We start from the raw sequence: 24,117 nt of genomic DNA on the forward strand, positions 1-24,117 counted from the left end.
TAACATCAACCTCCGGACGAGGCCCGCACTCCGCTAATCTACGCCGCGATCTGTGCCGAATGTTCTGACGACTGACACCAACTGGGCTTGAGAGCCCATCGCTGATAGGAGAATCCGAAATGGTTTCACTTTTCCGCACCGATGCCACGATCAAGAAGGACGTGGAGAGCGAGATTCAATATGATCCGTCGATCCAACATGGCGAGACGATCGCCGTTGCCGTGAAGGACGGGATCGTGACGCTCAGCGGCGTCACCAAGAGCTACATGGACTCCTACTATGCCGAAAAGGCGGCGAAGCGCGTCTCGGGCGTGAAAGCGGTCGCCAACGAAATCCAGGTCAAGCTCTCGACCGACCGCCTCGACCCCGAGATCGCGGAGGAAGCGGTCAAATCCCTGAAGCGCGAGCTGCCCAGCACCGCCGACAAGATCAAGATCGTCGTCAAGAACGGATGGCTCACGCTGGAGGGCCATGTCGAGTGGAACTTCCAGAAGGAATGGGCAGAGCGCGCGGTTCGCTCGATCTCCGGCGTGAAAGGCGTCACCAACTCGATCACGGTCCAGCCCAGGGTCAATCCGAGCGACGTGAAGAAGAAGATCGAGGACGCCCTCGTGCGCAGCGCGCAGGTCGATGCCCAGCGTGTCGACGTCGAGGTCGACGGCAGCAAAGTAACGCTCAAGGGCACCGTGAAGACCTGGGCGGAACGCCAGGAGGCGGAGCGCTCCGCCTGGTCGGCGCCGGGCGTATCGAGCGTGGTGAACCAGATCAGGATCCTGCCCTGACCCAAGCGGGCGGGGATGGCGTTGACCATCCCCGCCTTGGCAGAATGCCGTCGCACCATTCTGGACGAGCCTCGCCGCGATGAGGGCGGCGCCTGCTTTCATCGACAGCTTCGTGTCAGGTCGGCGGGAAGGTCGCCTCGATCATCGTTCCGCTCGGCAGCTGACAACGTCCCTGACCTCCTCCGGCCATGCCCGATCCGGGACGCATCAGTCGAAAGTGACAGCGCATCTGGCCGTCGGGGCCGCTCAGGTTCGCCAGCACGCGCCCGCTATAGTGCGTGAGTGTGCTCTGGGTAGGGCCCCAATAACTCCACCCCCGCCACCGCCAGCGATTGCCCCAACCCGTCCAAAGTGGGCCGAGCTCGTCGATCGTCGTCTCGCTCGTGATCTGAAAGAAAGGCCCGGAGTAGGATGCGCCGGTACTCAGATTTGCCGTCATCGTGCCCGATCGGGCGCTGCTCGACTTCCAGACGAAAGTGGCGGTCGTCGTACCCGCGCGCGACATGCCGACGCCGGATCCTGTCGTCGTACACCCAGCGACACCCAGCAGCAGCACGGGCAGGAGTGCAACCCTTAATGCCTTCATGTTTCCTTCATCCTCTTGTTGAGTGCGATCTTTGGTCCGCCCGCTTCGCTCGCGGGCCCCACTGGCGGGCGTAAGACCGCTCCTGGCTGATGACGTCGGACATCGCGGACATCGCTGCCGCAGCCAGGCGCGGCCACGTCATCGCCCGGCCGCGGGCATAGGCTCGCCGCGCAATGGCGCGCGCGCGGCGATCGTCGGCGAATATTCCAACGATTGCGCGACCAAGACCCTCCGTATCGCCAAACCCCACGAGGATTCCGACGTCGTCGGCGAGCAGTTCGCGAGCATGGGCATAAGGGGTGGACACCACCACCTTCCCGACGCCAACCGCATAGGCCAGTGTGCCCGAAGTGATCTGTGCCGGATTGGTGTAGGGCGTCACGTAGACATCGGCTGCCTGCAGGTAATCGATCAGCAGCTTGTCGTCGACGTACCGGTCGATGAAGCTCACATGTGGTCCCAGACCCATCGCCTCAGCTGACGCCTGGAGGCGCCGCCGGTACGTCTCCCCCTCGGCAGCGAACAGATTCGGGTGCGTGGCGCCCAGAACAACGTAGAGAACATTCGGGGCCGCCTCGACGATCGCCGGCAATGCCGCGATCATGGCTTCGATCCCCTTGTTGGGTGCAAGCAGCCCGAAGCTCAAAATGACGGGTCGGCCAGACCATCGGAAGTTGGGTTTGAGCGTCTCGGGAGCGACAAGGACGCGGTCCGGCACGCCGTGCGGGATGACGAGCACGGCCTGCGGCTCCGCGCCATAGACTTGCTCGAGGAGCACGCGGCCCCGCTCCGCCATCACGATGATGGCCGAAGCGCGAGCCAGCAACGCCTCTGTCACCCGCTTCTGGTCAGCGTCAGGCTCCTCGAGAACGGTATGCAGCGTGATGATGACCGGTGCTGTTACGCGGTTCAGCAAGTGCAGGAGGTGGTCCCCGGCAGCACCGCCGTAGATTCCATATTCGTGCTGCACCCAGAGAAGGTCGGCGGAACTCGCGTTGATGCGGTCGGCGGCGAGCGCGTAGTCCCGCAGAACGGCCTCTCGGAGGAGCAGTGCCGCGGATGAGGCATGCCCCGTGTCTCCCCGTCCGAGCATGGCGTAGATGTCGACGGCGATGGCCGGGAAGGCTCTCCGCAATGCTGAAAATGTGTCGGAAGTGAAGGTCGCGATCCCGCACCGGCGCGGGGGAAAGGTGCCGAGCAGCGCGATGTGTTCAACAGGGGGCGCTGTAGAACCGGCTCGTCCCCCCTTCCAGCTGGGCGCCCGGGAAGGCTGAACGCCAGAGGCTGGGTCCTCGAAAGGATCGATGTCGTCCGAGCGATCCAATGATGAGGTCACCATTATTCTCCCTCGCAAGAGGGCGTAAGCCCTGCTTCGACGTCCTTTGCGGCTGCGCGCGACCGCGGAGGCGGATCGAGCAATGCGAGTCTTATTGTCGGGGGCTGTTCAGGCTCTGATCTATCTCAGCCCGTGGCTGTCCGGGGCGACTAGGTTGAGTCGGCGACATCAGAGCAGGTTCGTCGCGCCCACTTCCGCGAGACGGACCACGTTGCGAGCAAGGAGCCCAACTTGGACAGAAACGCAAGCACAATGGACTTCCAGCCAAGTCGGTTGGAACAGCTCAGCACCGATTTCGCCGCCCTGGCGCCGAAGCTCACCGACAGTCCCGAGAAGCAGGCGCTCTCGCTGCTTCACGGCATGATCCAGGAATTGTGGCGTACCGCCGGCCAGGCTCATCCGTCTGTCGATTCGCTCGGAGCGACCCTCGACGAACTCAAACGCCTGCATGAGCATGCGCCGGCGATGGAGGGGGACGCGATCAGCACACCCTTGAGCGTCGGCACAAAGGCACCGGACTTTCGACTCAAGGATGCTGGTGGACGAGAGGTCGGCCTCGACTCCTACGCCGGCAGGACCGTCGTCCTGGTCTTTTATCCTCTCGATTGGAGCCCTGGGTGCAGCAAGCAGCTCGACCTGTATCAGCAGGAGCTCAGCGAATTTGAAAGGCGCGGCGTGGAGATCGTCGGGATCTCGGTCGACAGCCTTTACAGCCACGGCGCCTGGGGGGCGGCTCGAAGTCTGTCGATGCCGCTGCTGGCAGACTTCAACCCGAAGGGCGAGGTCGCACGGCGCTACAACGTCTGGCGTGACGCCGATGGCTTTTCGGAGCGCGCGCTCTACATCGTCGATGGCGAGGGGGTGATCCGCTACGCGCATGTCTCGCCCAAGCTTCAGCACGTACCGGACATCTACGAACTCTTCGACAAGCTCGACGAACTTTCCGGCGCGCCGGCCGCTGCGGGGGAGCGCGAATGATCGCGTCACCCTATCGGTCCCGTTCCGCTTCGGCAGGCGATCCGATCATCATCTATGGCAGCCGCTGGTGCGGCATCACGATGATGATCCGTCGATATCTCGACCGAGCAGGTATCCCATACCGCTTCGTCGACTGGGAAGCCCATCCGGAGGTGAGATCCGAGCTGGAGTGGCTCGCCGGCGGCAGGCTTGCCAGCCCCACGATCAAGCTGGGAGGCCAGGTTCTCGTGCAGCCCTCAATCCGCGAACTTGAGTGGGCGCTGGCACGCGCCGGATACCGCTAGTTGAAGAATACGGCTCGCATGCGCCCTTTGCCCCTCCGGCCGGCGAGCCGTCGCACCGGGCAGCGTGATGCCTTACTCCGCCCGTCACGCTGTCCGGTGCTCAGTTCCCACTCGGTCGGCGAGCGCCTGTCGACGAGGCTTTAGCTGGTGGGCCGACGTCGCATGGCGCCGGGGCCGCCACCCCGCCGTGCTCACTGCGTTCGTCAGGTCGCCAGCCAGGGATCCGGCTGGATCTGCGCTAGCGGCAGTTCGTCCAGTCTCTTGTTCAGTTCAATCTCGTGAATGTGGACGTTGAGCGCGCCGGACTTTCGCATGATTTCCTGGGCGCGTTCCTCGGCTGCGGCATCGCGGGCGCGAACGAACACCACCAAGCCGCCGCCGCTGATGTCGCGCTCCAGCGCCTCCGCGCCGACGCCGCCCAGGATGACTTTGCGGACGACCCTCGCAATGCCCGCTCCCGCCGCGCCACCTGCAGCCGTGGCAGCGAGCACAGCTGCGAGCGCCCCACCCGAGGCTACGACCGGCAAAGCGGCGCCCAGTGCAGCGAGCGACATCAGGGTTCCAAAGACCAGACCGGTAACCGTGGTTCCCTCGTCGCGCGTGACAAGCTCGCGCCTTGGAAGATCAGGGATCTCGGCCAGGGAGATCGGGTCAGCATAGATGGCCGGCAGCTTTTCCAGCACCGCCTCGCGACTCGCCATGAGGTCGATATCGCTCTTGTCGAACCCAGCCGCGCTGAGCGCCACGACCATGCTTTCGAGCAGCTCGAGATTGTGGACTGTTCCAACAACCTCCCGCACCCTAACTGTCTGGACAATGTTCCGCTCCGGACTCTCCGACACGCCGTCCTCCATCATTGACGGAAATACTTGCAGACTTCCTTCTCCGCGCTCGTAGTGCGCTGATCTAAGTCAGTCGTTACGGCGATCGCACACTGTAAGGTTCTCGTACCCGGAGAGAATGGATGAGAATCACTGCAATGCTCGACACAAAGGCTTGACGCCTACTTGTCGAGACCTAGCTATGTCCTAGCTGGACGCCTTAGCGGGTCTGGCAGGAAAAGAGGGCGTCGGCTCTCTCTCCGACGCCTCAGATGTTCAAATTGCTCTGAAGGAGGATTTGGCTATGAGGGCCGCGAATTACTTGGATCTGGCGCCATACCGGCGCTCTACGGTCGGTTTCGACCGTCTGTTCGACCTGATAAACAATACCGCGCAGGATGCGAGCGACACCTATCCGCCGTTCGACATTGAACGGCTCGGCGACGGCACATACCGCATTTCCCTCGCTGTCGCGGGCTTTGGCCCTGAGCAGCTCGAGGTGGTGGCTCAGCAGAACCAACTTACCGTCAAGGGCATCAGGCCGGATGCGGAGCAACAAGCGGAGTTTCTGCACCACGGCATCGACACGCGCTCTTTCGAACGGCGCTTCCAGCTGGCTGACTTCGTCATCGTCCAGTCTGCGACGCTCGAAAACGGCCTCCTGACGATAACGCTCAAGCGGGAAGTGCCTGAGGCGAAGAAGCCGCGGAAGATCGACATCTCGTCTCCTTCTCAGACGCAGGCCAGCGAACAGCCGACGACATGAGGAACGCGCGCCATCGCCGCGGCGATGGCGCCTTCTCTGCAGGAGTGTCTCATGCGCTCGCGATTTGCCAGATATCGGGCTCAGCTACCTGCACGCCTCAGGGCGCGCTTGAACCGCCAGCTAGGGCAGCGGCGTTCACCTGCGGAGCCCTCACACGACGCAAACGCCAGCCACGACCGTAACTCGCCCGTCGACCGCTGGTGGCTCCGCTATTTGAGCTCCCTGCCCGAGGACGCAAGAGCCGTTATCGAGCCACTGCCCACGGCGACGAACCAGGGTGGACGGGCCCGGAAGGATCAATGGAGGCTCAGGTTCCAGCAGAGAAAGAAGCCGTTCGTCGATTGGTTGATGGGGTGGACGGGTGGAGAAGACCCATTGGTCCACATCGACCTTCGGTTTCCGAGCCGCGAGGCAGCCATACGATATTGCGAGCGTTTGGGCCTGCCGTACGAGGTGCACGAGCCGCCCCCCGCGACCATCACCCCGGTCAACAAGCAGCGCTTTGAACTTGATGATGCACCGGTCCTCGAGTGGCCGGGACAGCAAAAGGAGTAGGCTCCACTTCGGTACCGCGGGCGCGGCGGCTTTGGCACGTCGGACCAACGCCGCCCGCCAATTCGCTGACCGGATCGGAGCATTGGTCCGGAGCTAGGACCCGAACCGCTCGGCCCAGCTTCTCAGCGTTCCAAGATCAGTGACGCCGGCCTGGCGGGCGACGACCTGGCCATTCTTGAAGACCAGCAGCGCTGGAATGCCCTGAATGCCATGTTCGGCCGCGATGTCCGGATTGGCATCGACATCGACCTTGATGAAGCGGGCCTTCGGCTCGAGGGTACGCGCTGCCTGCTCAAAAACCGGAGCCATCGCCCGGCAGGGGCCGCACCATGCCGCCCAGAAATCGATGATCAGAGGCAGGTCCGAGTTGCGGATGTGCTTGCGCGCGCGAGCGCCGTCGAGCGCCGCAGGAACACCTTTGAACAGCTGGTCGTGGCACCGCCCGCACTTGGCCGTGAGCGGCTGACGATCCGTGGGCACCGCGTTGGTCGCATCGCAATGCGGGCAGACGACCCGGATCTTCTCGGACATCGATCATTTCTCCAATTCCTTCGGTCATCGCGGCAGACATTCGCTGCCGCGATGGACCAACTCATGCAGCCTCGGCTTCGGCAGGCTGTTCCGCGCGCGTCTTGAACACCAGTTCGCTGTCGCCCTCGTCGATCGTGACGGTCGAGCCATCCGGCACCTGGCCCCGCAGCAGGAGGTCTGCCAGAGGATCCTGAAGATATCTCTGGATCGCACGCTTCAGCGGGCGTGCGCCATAGACCGGATCGTAGCCGACGCGGCCAAGCCACGCCCGTGCGCGTTCGGTTAGGTCGAGACGGATCTTGCGGTCCTTGAGCAGGTTCTGGACACGCGTGACCTGGATATCGACGATCGGCCCCATGTCGGCCTGGCCGAGGCGATGGAACAGGATGATCTCGTCGAGGCGGTTCAGGAACTCCGGCCGGAAATGAGCGCGGACCACCTCCATTACCTGTGGCTCGACGCTTTCGACAGTCTGTCCTTCAGCCAGGTTCGAGAGGAACTGGCTGCCGAGATTGGAGGTCAGGATGATCAAGGTATTCTTGAAGTCGACCGTGCGGCCCTGCCCGTCAGTCAGGCGGCCATCGTCGAGCACCTGCAGGAGCACGTTGAAGACATCGTTGTGCGCCTTCTCGACCTCGTCGAACAGGATAACCTGATAGGGCCGCCGCCGAACCGCCTCGGTTAGAACGCCGCCCTCCTCATATCCGACATAGCCCGGTGGCGCCCCGATCAACCGGGCGACGGAGTGCTTCTCCATGAACTCCGACATATCGATACGGACCATCGCCGCGTCGTCGTCGAACAGGAAGCCGGCGAGCGCCTTGGTCAGCTCGGTCTTGCCGACGCCGGTCGGCCCGAGGAACAGGAAGGAGCCCATCGGGCGATCGGGATCCTGCAGCCCGGCTCGGGCCCGGCGAATGGCCCGACTGACCGCTGCGACAGCCTGCTTCTGGCCGATGACGCGCTTGCCAAGTGCTTCCTCCATGTGGATCAGCTTGTCGCGCTCGCCCTCGAGCATCTTGTCAACCGGGATGCCGGTCCAGCGCGACACGACCGATGCGATGTCCTGGGCGGTCACCTCCTCGCGCAGCATGGCTCCCTGGCTCGCCTGCTGGGCATCGGCGAGCTGCTTCTCGAGCTGCGGGATGCGACCGTAGGCGAGCTCGCCGGCCTTGGCCAGGTCGCCGCTGCGCTGCGCTTGGTCGAGCTCGAGACGGGCTTGATCGAGCTGCTCCTTGAGCTTGGCTTCGGCCTGGATCTTCTCCCGCTCAGCCTGCCACCGCTGGGTGAGCTCCGCCGATTCCTGCTCCAGCTGCGCAAGATCGTGCTCGAGGTGCGTCAGACGGTCCTTCGACGCTGCATCCGACTCTTTCCTGAGCGCCTCTCGCTCGATCTTCAGTTGGATGATGCGTCGATCGAGGGTTTCGATCTCCTCCGGCTTCGATTCGACTTCCATTCGGATCCGGCTTGCCGCCTCGTCCATCAGGTCGATCGCCTTGTCCGGAAGGAAGCGGTCGGTGATATAGCGGTTGGAAAGCGTGGCGGCCGCGACAATGGCGCCGTCGGTGATGCGCACCCCGTGGTGCAGTTCATATTTTTCCTTGAGCCCGCGCAGGATCGAGATCGTGTCTTCGACCGTCGGCTCGCCGACGAAGACCGGCTGGAAGCGCCGCTGCAGCGCTGCGTCCTTCTCGACATATTTCCGGTACTCGTCGAGCGTGGTCGCGCCGATGCAGTGGAGCTCGCCGCGGGCAAGCGCCGGCTTCAGCAGGTTGCCGGCATCCATCGCGCCCTCGGTCTTGCCCGCCCCGATCAGCGTATGCATCTCGTCGATGAAGAGGATGATGTCGCCCTCGCCTGCCTTGACCTCGTCGAGGACGCCCTTCAGCCGCTCTTCGAACTCACCGCGATATTTCGCGCCGGCGATAAGGCTGCCCATGTCGAGCGCCATCAGCTTCCGGTCCTTGAGCGTGTCGGGAACGTCGCCGTTGGCGATACGGAGTGCCAGCCCCTCGACGATGGCCGTCTTGCCGACGCCGGGATCGCCGATCAGCACGGGATTGTTCTTGGTGCGGCGTGCGAGGATCTGGACCGTGCGGCGGATCTCCTCGTCGCGGCCGATCACCGGATCGAGCTTGCCGTCCTTGGCGGCCTGTGTGAGGTCTCGAGCGAACTTCTTCAGCGCGTCGTAGCGGTCCTCCGCGCTCGCAGTATCCGCGCTGCGCCCACCGCGCAGCTGATTGATCGCCGTGTTGAGTGCCTCAGCAGTCAGGCCCGCGCGAGCGAGCGCCTTGCCGGCCGCTGCGGTGGAAGCGAGGGTGAGTGCCAGAAGCAGCCGCTCGACCGTGACATAGCTGTCTCCCGCCTTCTGAGCGATCTGCTCCGCCTGATCGAGAAGGCGTACGGCATCATTGTCTAGCCCCGGCGGCTGGGACGCTCCGCTTCCCGTGACCGATGGAAGCTTGGAGAGGGCCGCATCGATTTCGCTGGTCGCCAGGTCCGGATTTCCACCGGCGGCGCGGATCAGGCCCGCTGCCATGCCCTGCTCGTCCTCGAGCAGGGCCTTGAGCATATGCTCCGGCGTGATCCGCTGGTGGTTGAGCCGAATTGCGACGGTCTGCGCAGCCTGGAGAAATCCCTTTGCGCGATCCGTATACTTTTCAAGATTCATCCCGTTTCCTCCTGTTCCACGAACCAGACCGGCGGAAGTGCGGAGCGAGCAGAGGCCTCGCGCGCGGACATTCCGTCGGCGCATCGATCGGCAGGTCGCTTCCGCGTTGTAGCGGAGGGACCGTCAGCCGCATGATCCAACACTCAAGGCGCGAAGAAGTGCCGGGAACCTGTTCTCCTGCCCGCCTCACGATCAGGAGCGTCCCGTCAACTCGACGCCGACGAACCGCGCCGGCGCCGAGCCGCGCTTGACCAGCAGCAACACTTGCTTGCGCCCCCCCCTTCCGCGCCGCCGCAATCAAGCCCACAGCATCTTGCGCGCCGCGCACGGGTTGCTGGTTGATCGAGAGGATGATGTCTCCTTCGCTGAGACCTTTGGCCGCGGCGTCGCTGGAGGGGTCGATCCCGACGATGACGAGACCCTGCGTTGCTGGATCGACCCGGAGCTCGCCGGCCAAGGCCGGGTTTAGGGGCCTGACAGACAGGCCGAGCCCGGCCGATGCGCTCGGCTGCCCGCTGCCATCGTCGTCGAGGTCGAACTCCTCATCCTGCCCATCAAGCTTCGCCTCGGCCGGCCGTTCAGCGACGACTGCCGTCAGCGTCTTCCGTGCGCCCTGGCGAAGCACCTCGAGCGTCACCCGGGACCCGACCGGCGCGGCGGCAACCAGGCGGGCGACAGAGCTATCCGGGGTGATCTCGGTTCCGTTCACGCGCAGGATGACATCGCCCTGCTGGAGGCCCGCACGCGCCGCAGGGAGATTCGGCTGCACCTCCGCGACGATCTCACCGCGGTTTTTCTGCAGGCCGAGCGCTGCGGCGACATCCTCGGTAACAGGCTGCAGAAGGAGCCCGAGGTAGCCACGCTGCACGCGGCCGCCGGTCCTCAAAGTCTCCACGACCGGCTTGGCGATCTCCGCAGGTATCGCGAAGCCAAGACCGACATTGCCGCCCGTTGGCGAGATGATCGCCGAGTTGATACCGATGACATTGCCCTGCATGTCAAAGAGCGGACCGCCCGAATTTCCCGAGTTGATCGAGGCATCCGTCTGGATGAAGCTGTCATAGGGTCCGGCTCGCAGGTCGCGATGCAGGGCGGACACGATGCCCGCGGTCACCGTCCCTCCCAGCCCGTAGGGATTTCCGATCGCGAGAACCCAGTCACCGGTGCGCGCACCGGATGAGTCGCCGAACCGGACGAACGGCAGGTTCTTGGCCTCGATCTTAAGGACGGCGATGTCGGAGGCCTCGTCCCGGCCGACCACGCGCGCTGGAAACTCCTGCCCTCCTGTCAGCGTGACCTTGATCGCCTGGACCTGTACGCCTGAGCCGCGACCGGCAACGACATGGTTGTTGGTCACCACATAGCCGTCCGCCGAGATGAGAAAGCCCGACCCGAGCGACGTCGCATTGCGCGGCATGGGTGGTCCGCCCAGTCCCGGGAAGGGGAATAGCTCGCCGAACGGGAAGTCCCCCGGAATGTTCGGCATCTTGCGGGCCTTGATGCGCGAGGTCGTCGATATATTCACGACAGCCGGGGAGAGACGTGCCGCCAGGTCAGCGAAGCTCGCGGGAGCGCCGCGTGGGGACTCTTGGCGCTGACCTGCGCCCTGCGCGTTGAGGGGCGCTGGCTGTGCGTGACTGCGCGTGTCGCAGGCGACTGCAAGCAACAACGCTGGAACGAGAACGAAGCTTCGCATCCAGGATCTCCTGTCGATCAGCTCGACCAGCCGTCCGGCGATCCTCGGCGAGCCGTTCGAGCACCAAAGACAGGCGCAAGCTAGCGGGCCGACCCGCTGAAACGCTGATCTTTGTCAGTTCTTGCGCGAAGCCGGCGTCGAGGTGCTTCTGGGGCTCCGAAGTCCACGGACGCACACGTTAATTGGACCTTGGAGTGCCCCGCGCCGCGCACGTCCGTGGCTGCCGTCCGGATATGCGCCTTTCGCCCCTGAAGAGCCGCGGGCTACAGACGCGCCGGACCTCGAACGAACCCTTAGCGGCTCCAGAAGAGGTCTGGCCGGCAACGCGCGCGCGCCAGGACGATGCCGAGCGGCATCTGCGACTCTTCGCCCTCGTCGAGCGCTCGCTTGATCACCTCAAGCTTGTCTCGACCGCTGCCGGAAATGAGCAGTCGCTTGGCAGCGAGGATCGCGCTCAGGGTCAATGTCACTCTTGGCACGGGTGCCTCGGCCGGCAGCGGTTCGGGCCTGATGCCGGCGATGCGCCGCCAGTCAGGTACACGCAGCGCGTTGTCCAGATCTGGCCCTGGCAGGAGCGAGGCGACATGCCCGTCCAAGCCGAACCCCAGCCAGACAAGGTCGAGTGGCCAGGGGAGATCCGAAAGCCTCAGTTCGGAGGCGTCCGCGACCGCTGCGGGATCGTCGAATGGCGGCCTCGCGATAGGAAGCAACTGCGCCTCCCCACCCGCGAAGAACCTCTCCAGCAAACCAAAATTGGAGAGTGGGTCGCCCGGCGGCACCAAGCGATCGTCGGTGGGAATGATGGTGACCCCGGACCATCCGCTGCTGCGTGGCCCGAGGAACTCAAACGCGCGGACGGGCGATCGCCCGCCGGGGAACGCGACGAGCGCGGCTCCTCTCGCGTGCACCGCATCCGCGATGATGCCGGCCGCTTCCCGGACCAGGCTTTCAGCCATATGATCCGGAGTAGCAAAGCCGTGCGAAAGCGGATCCGGCGGGCCGAAGACGTCCGAATCGAGCGTCACGACTAAGGGCGTCGCCGATGGTGTTCGTACCAGAAGCGATGATACGGATAGGGCCTGTAGATCCAGTGCCCGCCGTACCAGACCCAGGGATCATACCAGGGGTGGCGCAACATAAACGACGTGCGGGTGGACCGGCGGCAGATAGAAGGGTTCGGGCGCTGCCTTGATCACGTATCCGGGCGGGCAATCCGGGCTGGCGTTCCTAGCACTACTTTGGCAGAAATGTGATTTTGGGATTCCCAAGGTGGGAAATCACTGATTCATAGGGAGCCAGCTTTTGTGGAGGCTGGCGATGGAAGCGGACTGGCGGAGCGAACTGGAGGCATGGCTTGCGCCGTTCGCCGCGGCGTTACGGAACAAGACGCGGCGTCGGATGTGTCCGGCTTACATTGCGGGGCTGATCGGCCCTGGGGATCGCAAAAGCGTTCAGCCCATGGCGGCGCGAGACGCCGAGGTCAGTTACGACCGGCTTCATCACTTCGTTAGCAGTGGCGTTTGGGACGAAGCTCCGCTTGAGGTGGCGCTTCTTGCTGAGGCCGACCGGCAGGTTGGGGACGACAATGCCTGGCTGATCATCGACGATACGGCTTTGCCCAAGAAGGGGCGGCATTCGGTTGGCGTGGCGCCGCAGTATGCCTCGGTGCTCGGCAAGAACGCCAACTGCCAGACGCTGGCGTCAGTGACGCTGGCGTCGCGCGAGGTGCCTGTGATGGTAGGCTTGCGCCTGTTCCTGCCGAAGAGCTGGACGAGTGATGTGGCCCGCCTAGATTGCGCCGGGGTCCCAGAAGAGCTGCGACATTACCGCACCAAGCCCGAGATCGCGCTCGCCGAGATCGACAGGGTCCGTGCCGCCGGTGTTCGCTTCGGCTGTGTCCTGGCCGATGCCGGATATGGCCTCTCTGCATCCTTCCGGCAGGGCCTGACTGAGCGCGGCCTCGCTTGGGCTGTCGGCATCCCGTTCAAACAGAAGGTTTACCCTGCCGACGTCAGCATGGTCTTTCCCGTTGCCACTCGCGGACGCCCGAGAAAGAACGCGATACCCGACGTCACCTCGTTATCGGCACAGGCCACGCTGGAGGCAGCAAAATGGCGCCAGGTTAGTTGGCGGCGCGGAACCAAAGGCAAGCTCTCGGCCCGCTTCGCCGCGGTTCGCGTGCGGGTCGCAGACGGACCGCCGCAGCGTATCCACGATATGGGAGCCCAGCATCTGCCGGGCGAGGAAGTCTGGCTCGTCGGGGAACATCGCTCTACCGGCGAGCGCAAGTACTACCTCTCCAACCTGCCCGCGGACACGCCGATCAAGCAACTGGCCAGCGCCATCAAAGCCCGCTGGGTCTGCGAACAGGCCCATCAGCAACTCAAGGAAGAACTCGGCCTGGACCACTTCGAGGGGCGGTCATGGAAAGGCCTGCACCGACACGCGCTGATGTCCATGATCGCTCTCGCCTTCCTCCAGTCCCTTCGGCTCAAGCAAGCCAAAGGGGGGAAAAAGAATCGCGGGCCCGCCGCCAAAACCGAGCCTGCCGGCAATCAGGCAAGCCATCATTGATCGCATAACCAGACCGCCGGACAAGCCATGTCCTCACTGTCGCTGCCGCCCCGCCGACCCTCCCAACCAGAATCTGCCAAAGTAGTGCTAGCGAGCCATCCTGAGACGAAGCCGCCGATATGCGCCCACCAGGCAACCCCGCCGGTGGCCGTATCTCCGAGCGACATCAGACCGGGGATGAGCTGCATGACGAACCAGATCATCGCGAACGCCAGCGCGCTGATCTCAAAGAACAACGGGATGACCAGGATCGGCACGATCACGACCAGCCGCGCCGCCGGAAACATCCGCGCATAGCACCCGATCACTCCCGCGATCGCGCCTGATGCTCCGAGGGCAGGCACGACCGAGTCGGGGTTGGCGAGGGCATGCGCCAGCCCAGCGGCCAGGCCGCAGAACAGATAGAACAGTGCGAACCGCACCGGCCCTAGCCGGTCTTCGACCGCTGGGCCCAAGATCCAGAGCGTCCACATGTTGAGGATGAGATGAAGCCATCCCGCGTGCAGGAAGATGTTTGTCAGGAACGGCGTCCAATCGGACGGGGCGATGAGACGGAGCTGACCGAAGACGCGCGACGGCACCAGCGCGAAGTCGAACAGGAACCGGTTGAGCGCACGCGGCGGCAGGCCGCTCTGGTAGAGGAAAGCGAGAAGGCTGATCCCGCGACTGACCAGACGGCCACGGGGGGGTATCTGCGAGCAACGGTATCGGCCCATGGAAACATCTCATTTCCCCGAGCGCATGCAGCTGGCCGTCATCACGTCGTCTTTCTTGCGATTGTCACACCCGTCCACGCCGGAGGATCAGAGGCGGGGAAGGATTCGAGCGAGGCTTCGAGGACCGGATCGAAACTCTCCCTGTCGCTGGTAGACGGGTCGGCCGTGCTCTCATGCTGGACGCCTCTTGAGAGGCGGCGATCGGGGCGGAACGGGACCCGGAAGGCTCCCGGGGCATCGACGCCCCTGTGCAGCCGGTGGCGCGTCTCACCCGCCCAAGGGTTCGCCATCCGGGCTCCCCCAGCGTCCTCGCGCACGACATAATGCCAGTCCCGCCGCTCTGCGAAGTCCACGGCGCTGTCGCGATCTGGAAACTTCAGCCGGATCGGACGATAGGGATCGCCGCTGGACGTGTATCCCATCAGCGGCTCGATCTGCGGCGGCCGGGACGGCTCGAACTCGAGGACCCAGTAGTTGGGCCGAGGCGCGATGTCATCGCGGAACGGGCAGGACGGTAGATGATTGCCGTCGGCACGTCCCAGGATGGCAGATCGGTTCCGGGAATTTTCGGCGGGAATGGTGGGCGATTATGGCCGCGCATATCAGTTCTCCCGGGTGTCGGTGGATACGAGAAGGTGACGTTCGAGATCGTCGAGTTTTTCCATTCGCCTCGAATTCAGGCGAACGGCGCGTTCGGTGTTCTGCGAAGGAAAGGCAGCAGCGTGCAGGACGTCCGACCGCATCGCTATCGTGAGATCGGCGACGGCATTCATCACGCCCTCTCCGTCCCCGTCCGAGAGCGTGCCGTCACCAAGACCGGACTGCAAGCTCTCCAGTACCTGCTCGAAGCTGGACACGACCCCTGCACCCGCGACCACAGCCAGCTTGTGGCTGAGAACACGCAGTTCATCGATCAGCTTCGCATCGTGCCTTGCGGTTTCCACGATCTCTGCGACCTTCTCGATGCAGGCCATGTAAATGTCGCATTGCTGCTGGAGGATGATGACCCTTCCTTCCTTGCGAAGCTCGAGATCGGTCTGGCGATTGAGAAGCGCCGCGGTCAGAATGATCGTCACGACAGCGCCGAGGAAGATGAGCGTCATCTCCTGCGCGAAAGGCAGTATGTCTTCGGCAAAATACATCGAACGAAAAACGAAAACGATGCCGATGCCTAAGGCAGCGGCCGCAGCAGCAAATGCCAAGTCAGGCAGGCGGTTCGACATCAGCACCTCGCATTTTCGGTGTCAGGTGGCATGCACGGCTTTGCATCGGCGTCCGGCGCCTCTGCGTCCCGGTGCCGCAGGAAGATTGGCGTCGGACCGCTGCCGAACGGATTGAAGCCGGTGCTCAGGCAACGGTCGAAGATCGTTTCGTCCCATCGGGTGAAATCGTGCTCCTCGCCGGCAAGTCGCCCGTCATCCACCACAGGGCACCTCAAGCCTTTGCCGATGGGGGAGCGTCATCGAAGGCCGCACCGTCCGAACGATCCGCCTGCGAAGCCGTAGCCCGAGGAGGATCATCATCACCCCGAAGACCGCGGCGTAGATGCCGATCAGCCAGCCGAGCGCGAGGAAGCTTTCGACCGGGCGCGTCAGCAGCATCCAGGTCACGACGACACCGAGAACGACCGAGAGAAGGCCGCTCAGGATCAGCCAGATTTCGCCGTTGATTTCCTTTCGCAGGCGGATCGCTGCCGCGATCTCGAGGGCACCCGAGAACACGGACCAGAAGGCAATACTGGCCCAAAGGAACGTCGCTAGGACGAGCGTGGCAACGAAGGGCGAGATCACGACGACGATTCCCGTGGCGATGCCGAGCAGGCCGCTGACCATGAGCCAACCCCACCGCCGGCCCTTCCGGATGTTGTGAATGGCGGAGATCAGGCCTAACACGCCATCGGCGAAGGAAAAGGTGCCGAATACCAGCGTCAGAGCCAGGAGCGATTCAGCCGGCATCAGGAACGCAAGCGCGGCGATGATCAGCGCCAGCACGCCGCGCAGGATGAACAGCCACCAGTTGCGCGTCAGCGTGCAGAGCATCTCTTCGATGTCCCGGGCCGGGTTGAGCGAGTTGATGTTCATTCGATGCGTCCTCCTGGATGATCGGGTGAGCTTTCGGCATGCGACAGGATGGCCGCCTCGCCGTGCATCGCAATGACGATCCGCTGCCGTTCGAGGATCGGTTGGGGCAGGCGCGCCGTGCGGGCGATTTCCTGTTCCAGGTTCGCGGTTTCGCCCGCGAACCCGGCCTCGATCAGTTTCGCGCGAAGAAAGGCGGCCGCGGACAGGGCGATCCGGTCGACCTCGGCCGGATCCAGGCCGAGCGCCGCGGCGGCCTCGGCCGGCGTGCTGTCGGCAAGGTGGATCCGCTCCAGCACGCGGCGCCAGAGCGCCGGAAGCTGGGCCATCGCGCGATGCAGCGACTGCGCCAGTTCATGCCGCTCAGCTTCTCTCTCGGGATCGGTCACGCTGTCGTCCGCGACGAGATCCTCGAGCCGCAACACGTCGTCGGGCTGGTGGAATTCGGACAATTCCTGATCGGTTTCGGTCGGATCCTCTGCGGGCTTCTCTGGCTCGGCGTCGAGCGAGGCGGCGTCCTCGGGCAGGGCCCGGCGGGCCGCACGTCCCTCCTCCTCAATGGTCTCGTGGGCCAGCCGCAAGAGCCAATCGCCGACCGAGAATTCCGTCGGCCGCGTCTCGAACCGTTCGAGCCCCTTCAGAACCATCGCATCGACCAGATCGTCGACCCCGAGCCTGCCCGGCGGCACCGATCCGCCGGCTTCGAGATAGGTCAGTTCGCGCCGGACGGCGTCATGGACCCGGTCCAGATGATCCTCGATCAGGTCGAAATACATCGCCCGCCGGTTCGACTCGGCCGCATCGCGTGCCGGGGGCAGAAGCGCGCCGATGCGGCGGCGGCGGGCCGGGCGCTTCCAGTCCGGTTCATGCCTGATGCGCGCCACATGCCGGTCGAGCCTGTGGCGCAGGTCGGCAAAGGCTTTGCGCAGCACAGGCTCGACCTCGAATCCCTCTTCCTGCGCCGCGATCACCCCTGAGGGCAGTTGAAGGCGCAGGCTGACATGGATGCGCTTCTTGCCCTTCGTCTGCGAGACGGTCGCCTCGAGTCGCACGAGATCGTCGCGAAAGCGCTTCAGGTGCGACGCGAGCTGGCGGGCCTCCTCCTCGATCACTTCAGGGGCGCGGTGCCGGCCATGACGGTCTAGGTTACGGAATGCCTTCAGGATTTTCATGGGTCGCGTGCCTTTCGTGGAAGACCGGGCGCGAGATTGCGTCGCGCCCGGTCTGGGTGGCTGGCTCAGTCCGCCGTCTTTTCGTCCGCTGCGCCCTGCGGTGCATCCGCGCCGGCCATGCTGGAGGGTGCAGACTTCTCGGCAGCGCCGTCAGGCACTCCGGCCTGATCGGCCTGGCTGTCCTCGTCGGCACCCTTCGTGAACGTCTCGAGCGCCCTATGCTGCTGAGCTCGTCGGCGAGGCGATCGTAGTCAGCCTTGGTGGCCATGATCGTCATGCGCCGGCGGCGGCCGCCTTCGGGGCGTTCAATCAATACCTCTTGCCGGTGCTTCGACATATCGATGGCTACATATCGATGGCTACCAGCACGGCGTCGGCGGGGGTAGAACTGCGCTTGGTCATGGTCGGTCCGTCTCCAAAGGGTTGAGTCGACAACTTCACTTTAGAGACCTGCTGGCCGGTCATGGCCGCCTTCCAAGGAGCCGCTTCCCAATGTGCTACGGCACGGAGATGACCAGTCGGGCGATGCTCGAGTGACCGAGCCAGCGGCGACGTTGCTGCGACGGTCAGCAACACAGTTTGCCGCTGCCCAGCGCTCGGCCGCGCGGCTGTAGCGATCATCCTCCTCACGCTCCCGGTCGGTTTGCACGAAGCGACCCGTGGGCGGTTTGTAGCCTGGGGGCGGCGGCACGTTGTACTGGTCATGCGGGCGTGTGCGATCGCTGTCGCCGGAGGGCGAGGCGGTCGAGGTCTGCGCTATCGCGGCATCCGCGCCCGCAAGAAGCAACGTGGCGACAATGGCACAGCGGAGCGGGCGTGCACGCATATGAGAGCTCTTCCGTTCGATGGGCCGACGCGACCGAGATCACTCGCTCCGCTAGGCTCGCGCTTGCTCCCCAACACTGATCTAGCTCACCTTGCGAGGTAATCCTGCGGGACCGGCTGACGGGTTGGCGAGCGACGACGGTCTCTCCACGGGCAGAGTGTACGCCGCGCACACAACCTATCCGACAAGCGGATGCTGCACCGCCGGTCGAGCCGACCTCAGCGATCAGGCGATCAGCTGCTCGTGCACGTTGCCGCCGGAATAAGCGACGAGCAGCTCGCACGAGCCGGGCAAGCTGACGTCTACCTGCTCGGTGACGATCCAGACGCCGCCGTGCCCGATCGGCTGCGATCCCACCAAGGCCTCGCCTCGCAGCGGGATCAGCCAGACTGGCTCACCTTGCCGCGGCGACAGAACGCCCGAACATGCAAAGGACCAGCGCTCCACAACGAAAGGCCCGTCGGCGGCGAGAACGCGCCTGCCTGGCGCGACATCGAACGGGAGAAACGGCGCGACATAGGGAACCGGGCTCGCTGCCTCGATTGCCTCGTCCAGATGCAGCTGCCGTCCGCTACCATAGTCATAGAGGCGATAGGTTACGTCGACATTTTGCTGGATCTCGAGCAGGCTGAGACCGGCGCCGATAGCGTGGATCGTGCCGGCAGGCGCGTACCAGAAGTCGCCAGCCTTGACCCTCTTCCAGTCTAGCAGGGAGACAATGGAGCCGTCTTCTGCAGCAGCGCGCAGGTCCTCCCTGGTCACCGGTTCGACAAGCCCCATGGCGATGCTCGCGAACGGTTCGGCCTCCAGGATGTGCCACGCCTCGCTTTTGCCCCGCGGCAGGCCATGCGCGCGCGCAATCTCGTCATCAGGATGCACCTGGACCGACAGTCGCTCGCTTGTGAACAAGCGCTTCACCAGGATCGCGGGGTCCACGATACCGCTGTTCGCCGGAGCCTGGAACCAGATCTCGCCGATGGGCTCTTCACCATCGGAAACCGTATCGAACCCTGGTCCGAGCACTCGTCGACCCCAGGGCTTCCTCACGACCTTCGTCTCCATGCGGACAACCTGCACGACGGGCTCCTTCACCTAGAAGTCGGTGCGGCAGCGGCGGGCGTGATGCACCCCCCTGAGAAAGCCGCGCCTTGCATAGCCGGCATCGATGGCGGCGTTCAGGCGGCGCTGCGCTGGTGCCGCGCCGGTAATCTCGCGCACGATGCCCCGGAAGGGGATCAAGGCGTTGACGACTGACCGACCACCAGCCTCCGCGATCTTTCCGGCCCGGTTTTCTCGGCGTTGGCGCGCGGTCGTGAAGTCGGGACCGAGGACGTCATTCAGCTCCCGGATGGCTGCAGTCAGGGCGGTGCAATTGCCAAGCCCCTCGATGCTGTAAGGGTCATCCGCAGCCTTGAGGAGCAACGGCGGGATTTCAGTCTTGGCGACACCCACATCGTGCGCAGGCTGGGCGACGATCTTGCCCGCTCGGTTCAGCGTCTCTGCCGCAGGGCTCTGAGGCTCCCGATCCTGGCCTGTCGCGGAGGTGCTGGCCACCGTCGCAATCAGCGCTAGCGCAATGGAACGCGTGCGCGGTTGAGGGCCGTTCGACACCTTCCTCGACTCCTATCCTGGGTGCTGAAGCGGACCTTCGCCGCGCTGAACACCCGCACAGGCTATAGGGCCCACCATCGGGATAACTGATCCATGTCAGCCTGAAACAGGCGTCTTGCTGTCGTATCGAGATGGGCGACACCTGCCCGAACGAGACCTTCCAAGCTGGGCTAGGATCGACACCAGTGCGTTGGTTATGGTGCTTTGGTTCATGGGTGGCAACGAACAAGAGACGGCAGCACATGCGGCTGAAAATGGCACTGGTTTTAGCCATCTTCGGTGGCCACTGCTTGCGGCAAAAGCGATGAGGGGGGAAACCTGGTCAACCAGACGAGCGCCGTGGCTGGCGCCAGGAGGGACGTTGGCGGGGCTCAATCTGGAGCAATTCCCTCGCCGGCCAGGCCGTCAACAGCTCGCGCGCAATCAGAGGTGGAACCATCGATGCGGCTCTCATGCTCGGCCGAGATCGGTGCTGCGGCCGCCGCGAAGAAGGTGGCATTGTGCCGCAACGTTTCGCCGGCCACCCATCCGCCCTGCAATGCGGCAAACAGTTGCGCCCTCATCGAGGATAAAATCGCACGCGGCTGCGCGTTCCTGGCGAGTGGCGGATCGCCCGCTGCCAGCCAGTTGCAGCCCTGATCCCAGGAGCCCTGAGGCAGCTGCAGACGTTGTTCGCCGCTATTATGCCGCTATCAACGCCCACGACTACGAGACCGCATGGTCGCAGTGGGGCGCGGACGGCCCTCGCGGCCAGACTTTCGCGGCCTTCCAGGAAGGATTCGCACGCACCAGAGAGGCAGGCGTCGCAATTGGAGAGCTGGGGCCGAGCGAAGGCGCGGCCGGCACAATATATCAGTCCGTGCCGGTCACCGTGGATGCCACTTTGGTGGACGGCACACGGCAACGCTTCCAGGGACGGTTCGTCATACGGCGGGCGAACAATGTCGACGGGGTCGTCGAGCCGCGCTGGCGGATCGATTCCGCTCAATTGCAGCCCGTAGGACCGTGAACGCCACCTGCGCCCAGCATGAGGGGCACGGACGAGCACGAGCCGATAGGCTCCAGAGAACCGGCTGCTACTCCATTGCTGCCAGGAGGGCATCGAGGCTCAGAGTCGAAAAGGCTGTGAAGCTGTCTGCGACACCATAAGGCAGCAGTATCTCGTTGCCGCTGAGCAGCGCCCCACAACTGTAGACCACGTTTGGAACGTAGCCGTCCCGTTCTTCAGGTGAGGGTCGTAGCAGCGGCTCGCGTGTGCGGGCGATCACGCGGCTCGGATCCGACCGGTCGAGCAGGCATGCGCCGATGCAATATTCCCGCATCGCGCCGACGCCATGCGTGAAGACGAGCCAGCCATGCGCAGTCTCTATCGGCGACCCGCAATTCCCCAGCTGGGTGAATTCCCACGTCCATCGGGGATCGACAATCCTGACGCCGCCGTCCCACCGATGAAGGTCATCGGAACGCAGGAGCCAGATGTTCTCGTTGTCGTGACGACCGAGCATCGCATAACGGCCCTCGATGAGACGCGGGAACAGCGCCATTCCCTTCGAGGCGGCGATCGGCCCCTCCAGCCGATGCATCTTGAAATCTACGAAGTTGCTTGTCGTGAGGAGCTCCTGCGCGATCCCGTGACTCCCGACGGCCGTATAGGTCCCGGCGAACAGCATCGAACCGTCCTCCCGGTGCAGCCTGGTGAGCCGGAGGTCTTCGATACCGCCGCGCTGCCGCTCCAGTATGGGAAAGAGGACGGTTTCGGACAGGTCATGACTATCTTCGCAATGGAGGTGCACGACGCCGTCCTCCGTCTCCGGGAACTCGATACGGGGCGTCGCCGCTAGCCGGCTCGCGGCGTCGAGGACAATGTCGCCGCCCGGACGCCAGCTTCCGGTTCGGAACGCAATCGAGGAGAGGTGTCCTTCGCCGATTGCGCGTAGCGACAGAATGAATCGCAAAGACCCGGGGGCACAGCCGAACTGCTCGGGGTGCATCACGATGCGTGGATTGAACAAAGCAGCGGACTGGTAGGAATACTCCTCGCTGAAATAGGCACCGATAAGCCTGGCGCGCGTTCCGCTCGCCAAGAAGCCGCCGCCAAGCAGCTCTCGCGTGTTCTCGTATCGTTGGAGGAAGACCTTCTCGACATCTCGATGGCGGCCACAGAGGACGGTCAGCAGCCGGGAATATTCCGCCGACAGGTCGTCTTCGGGTAGGCTGAGGACGCGTGCAATGATGCGCTGGGCTCGGGTTGGCCTGCCTCGATTGCATTCGGCGAGTCCCCGGGCATGAACGTCCGAACGACCGTTCTACGATGATCGGGTCGGATGAAGTGCGGACTCCGTCGAACCGGAACATCCGCACTCATCCTTCAGGCGCTCCCAGCGCAAGCGTCACTTCTTCTGCGGAGGCTGGCTCGACTCTCCCGCCTTCTTGAAGAGCCCGCGGATCTTGTCAAAGATGCTGGTCGCAGCGCCCTTGTTCTTGGTGCCGTCCTCGATCTCGTCGACCGTCTTCAGCAGATCCTTCATTTCGCTCTTGCTGGCATATCCGAGCGCCTGGCCCAGCCGCAGCTGTTCGCGCGCCGTCGTCAGCAATTGCTGGATTTTCGCGTCGTCGCCGGCGCCCCGCTTTGCGTTCGACGCCAGCTTCCGGGCCTCCTCGATAGCCGCGCTAGCGCGCGTGAGTGGCAGCGGATGGATCACGTCGCGAATGACGATCGTGCTGAGCGCCGCCTCGAGTGCCGCCTTCGCTTCCTCCAGCTTGTTCTGCGAAACGAGAACCGCGGCCGCCTTGATCGCGTCGGGGTAGGTTGCCAGCGGGAGATTGCCGACCCGCACGACGGTTTCGCTGGCAAGCCCGTCGATCAGGTGGCGTGCCTCCTGAACGCGCCCATCCTCGAGTGCGTCCTCCGCAGACTTGCGCAGGGCGTTCACGGCGTCGACCGAGCCGAGAACGTCGTAGGTGACGACGCTCACATCGACGGGCGCAAGCGCAAGACTGGCATTGCGCGCGAGAACGATCTCCAGCTTGCCAGTGGCGCGCTCGAGTGCCGCCGTCGCGGCCTTTCCGTCCTTCTTGTCGAGGGCGGCGAGCGCGTTCTCGGTCTCCTGCAGCGCTGCGACAGCGTCCTGCAGAAGTTCTTCGCGATCGACCGGCGGGGGCGCTGTCACATTCGCCGTCGTGGTCGGCTCCGCCGTCGCATTCGTCGCGGCGGCCTGGTTCTCGTTGTCCTGTTTGGAGCAGCCCGCAACCAGGATCAGTGCCGAGGCTGCGGTCGCGGCGAATAGACTGCGTTTCATGATCATCCCTTTGTTGGTTGAGAATACAGGCTCATTGGTCAGGTGCCGGCAGCGCGAGTGGCCGCTTCAGCTTGATGAGGTGGTTGGTCCCGTCCCGGTCGATCACGGCGATCGCGGAGAGACCATCGGGCGAGGCCTCGACATAGATCGATTGCGGGTGCCGAATCATGTGGTCCAGCCCTTCGAGGGTTACTCCCACCAGGTCATCCTTATGATCGTAGAAGATGCCGGTGATCGGGAGGTATTGCGCCTCGATCTGGTCCCCGAGCTCGAGCGATGCGACTTCGATCTCGGCTCTTAGGCCGATCATGGCTCGAGAAGCGCGGTTCAGATATTCCGACCATTCCGCTTTAGGAACGACGTTCACTGTTCAACTCCTGTAAGTTGGCAAGAGACTTCTCGCCGATGTTTCCATCTGGCCGAGAATAAGGCCGACCAAGCCTTGCTCCTCCGTCCGAAGTGGCTCGACGCATGAAGCGTCCGCGAGCATTCGGCAGGAAGTCCGGGATCGTTGTTCCGGTTCTGTGCAGCCGATGTGGGATCGGCCGCCCGCGGCACAGGAAGCCCGTGACAGGCGAGTTCGCGCTCCTGGCCGTTTTCCAGCTCAACTCTCTCATCGAGATACTCCAGGTCGCACCTAGAATCGCAGGGCTCGCCGTGGCCTGCGCTGACATACCTCAGATTCTGAGCGGTCGGACTGTGACACCACGGCCTTAGAGATTGCCCTATGCCGTGACATATGTTACGCAGCACGACGGGTGGAACGCTGATCATGTGGAACGCTGATCATGTGGAACGCTGATCATGTGGAACGCTGATCATGTGGAACGCTGAT

Annotated in this window: 24 protein-coding genes and 1 pseudogene; 6 read left to right on the forward strand and 19 right to left on the reverse strand. The window is 64.0% G+C overall.

Annotation, left to right across the window (positions count from 1 at the left end; genetic code table 11):
- Window positions 1-119 precede the first annotated feature (119 nt).
- Complete coding sequence (locus ACH0CP_RS18070; protein ID WP_406889931.1) at window positions 120-782, forward strand: BON domain-containing protein; 663 nt, start codon at window positions 120-122, stop codon at window positions 780-782.
- Window positions 783-897: 115 nt separating this feature from the next.
- Here ACH0CP_RS18070 and ACH0CP_RS18075 read toward each other — a convergent pair whose 3' ends face one another.
- On the reverse strand, window positions 898-1,368 hold the full coding sequence (locus ACH0CP_RS18075; protein WP_406889933.1) for a hypothetical protein: 471 nt from the start codon (window positions 1,366-1,368) through the stop codon (window positions 898-900).
- 7 nt (window positions 1,369-1,375) lie between these two features.
- Window positions 1,376-2,692: a glycosyltransferase gene (locus ACH0CP_RS18080; protein WP_406889935.1), complete on the reverse strand. Its 1,317-nt coding sequence runs from the start codon at window positions 2,690-2,692 to the stop codon at window positions 1,376-1,378.
- A gap of 243 nt (window positions 2,693-2,935) precedes the next feature.
- Between ACH0CP_RS18080 and ACH0CP_RS18085 the strand changes: the two genes are divergently transcribed.
- Together ACH0CP_RS18085 and ACH0CP_RS18090 are read left to right on the forward strand one after the other, a co-directional pair.
- Window positions 2,936-3,682 carry a redoxin domain-containing protein gene (locus ACH0CP_RS18085; RefSeq protein ID WP_406889937.1) on the forward strand — a complete coding sequence of 249 codons (747 nt, stop codon included), beginning with the start codon at window positions 2,936-2,938 and terminating at the stop codon, window positions 3,680-3,682.
- A complete protein-coding gene (locus tag ACH0CP_RS18090; RefSeq protein ID WP_272695389.1) occupies window positions 3,679-3,966 on the forward strand; it encodes a glutaredoxin family protein in 288 nt (95 codons plus the stop codon). Before ACH0CP_RS18085 ends, ACH0CP_RS18090 begins: the two co-directional genes overlap by 4 nt.
- A 203-nt stretch (window positions 3,967-4,169) precedes the next feature.
- Here ACH0CP_RS18090 and ACH0CP_RS18095 read toward each other — a convergent pair whose 3' ends face one another.
- The gene (locus ACH0CP_RS18095; RefSeq protein WP_406889939.1) at window positions 4,170-4,823 is read right to left on the reverse strand and encodes a hypothetical protein; all 654 of its coding nucleotides are present in this window, start codon (window positions 4,821-4,823) and stop codon (window positions 4,170-4,172) included.
- A 268-nt stretch (window positions 4,824-5,091) separates the two neighbouring features.
- On the opposite strand from ACH0CP_RS18095, the gene ACH0CP_RS18100 reads away from it, so the two are divergent.
- Both ACH0CP_RS18100 and ACH0CP_RS18105 read left to right on the forward strand, forming a co-directional pair.
- Entirely contained in the window at window positions 5,092-5,553 is a 462-nt protein-coding gene (locus tag ACH0CP_RS18100; RefSeq protein ID WP_406889941.1) for an Hsp20 family protein, read from the forward strand.
- 51 nt (window positions 5,554-5,604) lie between these two features.
- The gene (locus ACH0CP_RS18105; RefSeq protein WP_406889942.1) at window positions 5,605-6,108 is read left to right on the forward strand and encodes an NADH dehydrogenase ubiquinone Fe-S protein 4; all 504 of its coding nucleotides are present in this window, start codon (window positions 5,605-5,607) and stop codon (window positions 6,106-6,108) included.
- Between the two features lie 93 nt (window positions 6,109-6,201).
- Here ACH0CP_RS18105 and trxC read toward each other — a convergent pair whose 3' ends face one another.
- The 4 genes from trxC to ACH0CP_RS18125 form a co-directional block, all read right to left on the reverse strand.
- On the reverse strand, window positions 6,202-6,639 hold the full coding sequence (gene trxC / locus ACH0CP_RS18110; protein WP_406889944.1) for a thioredoxin TrxC: 438 nt from the start codon (window positions 6,637-6,639) through the stop codon (window positions 6,202-6,204).
- A 61-nt stretch (window positions 6,640-6,700) separates the two neighbouring features.
- Entirely contained in the window at window positions 6,701-9,310 is a 2,610-nt protein-coding gene (clpB, locus tag ACH0CP_RS18115) for an ATP-dependent chaperone ClpB (RefSeq protein ID WP_406889946.1), read from the reverse strand.
- Entirely contained in the window at window positions 9,300-11,006 is a 1,707-nt protein-coding gene (locus ACH0CP_RS18120; protein WP_406889948.1) for a Do family serine endopeptidase, read from the reverse strand. Before ACH0CP_RS18120 ends, clpB begins: the two co-directional genes overlap by 11 nt.
- A 293-nt stretch (window positions 11,007-11,299) precedes the next feature.
- On the reverse strand, window positions 11,300-12,031 hold the full coding sequence (locus ACH0CP_RS18125; protein WP_406889949.1) for a 6-phosphogluconolactonase: 732 nt from the start codon (window positions 12,029-12,031) through the stop codon (window positions 11,300-11,302).
- A gap of 292 nt (window positions 12,032-12,323) precedes the next feature.
- Between ACH0CP_RS18125 and ACH0CP_RS18130 the strand changes: the two genes are divergently transcribed.
- On the forward strand, window positions 12,324-13,580 hold the full coding sequence (locus ACH0CP_RS18130; protein ID WP_406889951.1) for an IS701 family transposase: 1,257 nt from the start codon (window positions 12,324-12,326) through the stop codon (window positions 13,578-13,580).
- Here ACH0CP_RS18130 and ACH0CP_RS18135 read toward each other — a convergent pair.
- From ACH0CP_RS18135 to ACH0CP_RS18190, 12 genes and pseudogenes are all read right to left on the reverse strand, one after another.
- A complete protein-coding gene (locus ACH0CP_RS18135) occupies window positions 13,574-14,296 on the reverse strand; it encodes a rhomboid family intramembrane serine protease (RefSeq protein WP_272695395.1) in 723 nt (240 codons plus the stop codon). The genes ACH0CP_RS18130 and ACH0CP_RS18135 overlap by 7 nt on opposite strands.
- A 41-nt stretch (window positions 14,297-14,337) precedes the next feature.
- Window positions 14,338-14,874 (reverse strand): NADH dehydrogenase ubiquinone Fe-S protein 4, encoded by a 537-nt coding sequence (locus ACH0CP_RS18140; protein ID WP_406889977.1) that lies wholly within the window; start codon window positions 14,872-14,874, stop codon window positions 14,338-14,340.
- A 24-nt stretch (window positions 14,875-14,898) separates the two neighbouring features.
- The gene (locus ACH0CP_RS18145; RefSeq protein ID WP_406889953.1) at window positions 14,899-15,519 is read right to left on the reverse strand and encodes a hypothetical protein; all 621 of its coding nucleotides are present in this window, start codon (window positions 15,517-15,519) and stop codon (window positions 14,899-14,901) included.
- Window positions 15,520-15,711: 192 nt separating this feature from the next.
- Complete coding sequence (locus ACH0CP_RS18150; protein WP_272695397.1) at window positions 15,712-16,377, reverse strand: HdeD family acid-resistance protein; 666 nt, start codon at window positions 16,375-16,377, stop codon at window positions 15,712-15,714.
- Entirely contained in the window at window positions 16,374-17,546 is a 1,173-nt protein-coding gene (locus ACH0CP_RS18155) for a sigma-70 family RNA polymerase sigma factor (RefSeq protein WP_272695398.1), read from the reverse strand. The genes ACH0CP_RS18150 and ACH0CP_RS18155 overlap by 4 nt, the downstream gene beginning before the upstream one ends.
- Before the next feature lie 211 nt (window positions 17,547-17,757).
- Window positions 17,758-17,948, reverse strand: a pseudogene (locus ACH0CP_RS18160) (IS110 family transposase); the annotation flags it as partial.
- A 649-nt stretch (window positions 17,949-18,597) separates the two neighbouring features.
- Window positions 18,598-19,449: a class I mannose-6-phosphate isomerase gene (locus ACH0CP_RS18165; RefSeq protein ID WP_406889955.1), complete on the reverse strand. Its 852-nt coding sequence runs from the start codon at window positions 19,447-19,449 to the stop codon at window positions 18,598-18,600.
- Between the two features lie 15 nt (window positions 19,450-19,464).
- Window positions 19,465-19,983, reverse strand: a complete 519-nt coding sequence (locus tag ACH0CP_RS18170; protein ID WP_406889957.1) for a hypothetical protein — start codon at window positions 19,981-19,983, stop codon at window positions 19,465-19,467.
- Between the two features lie 371 nt (window positions 19,984-20,354).
- Window positions 20,355-20,507 carry a hypothetical protein gene (locus tag ACH0CP_RS18175; RefSeq protein ID WP_406889958.1) on the reverse strand — a complete coding sequence of 51 codons (153 nt, stop codon included), beginning with the start codon at window positions 20,505-20,507 and terminating at the stop codon, window positions 20,355-20,357.
- A 552-nt stretch (window positions 20,508-21,059) separates the two neighbouring features.
- A complete protein-coding gene (locus tag ACH0CP_RS18180) occupies window positions 21,060-22,067 on the reverse strand; it encodes a glycoside hydrolase family 130 protein (protein ID WP_406889960.1) in 1,008 nt (335 codons plus the stop codon).
- A gap of 306 nt (window positions 22,068-22,373) precedes the next feature.
- On the reverse strand, window positions 22,374-23,282 hold the full coding sequence (locus tag ACH0CP_RS18185) for a YfdX family protein (RefSeq protein WP_406889961.1): 909 nt from the start codon (window positions 23,280-23,282) through the stop codon (window positions 22,374-22,376).
- A 31-nt stretch (window positions 23,283-23,313) separates the two neighbouring features.
- Entirely contained in the window at window positions 23,314-23,649 is a 336-nt protein-coding gene (locus ACH0CP_RS18190) for a DUF5335 domain-containing protein (RefSeq protein ID WP_272695405.1), read from the reverse strand.
- Window positions 23,650-24,117 lie beyond the last annotated feature (468 nt).

The sequence above is a fragment of the Sphingomonas sp. 179-I 2A4 NHS genome, from assembly GCF_045369135.1.
Classification (GTDB): Bacteria; Pseudomonadota; Alphaproteobacteria; order Sphingomonadales; family Sphingomonadaceae; genus Sphingomonas.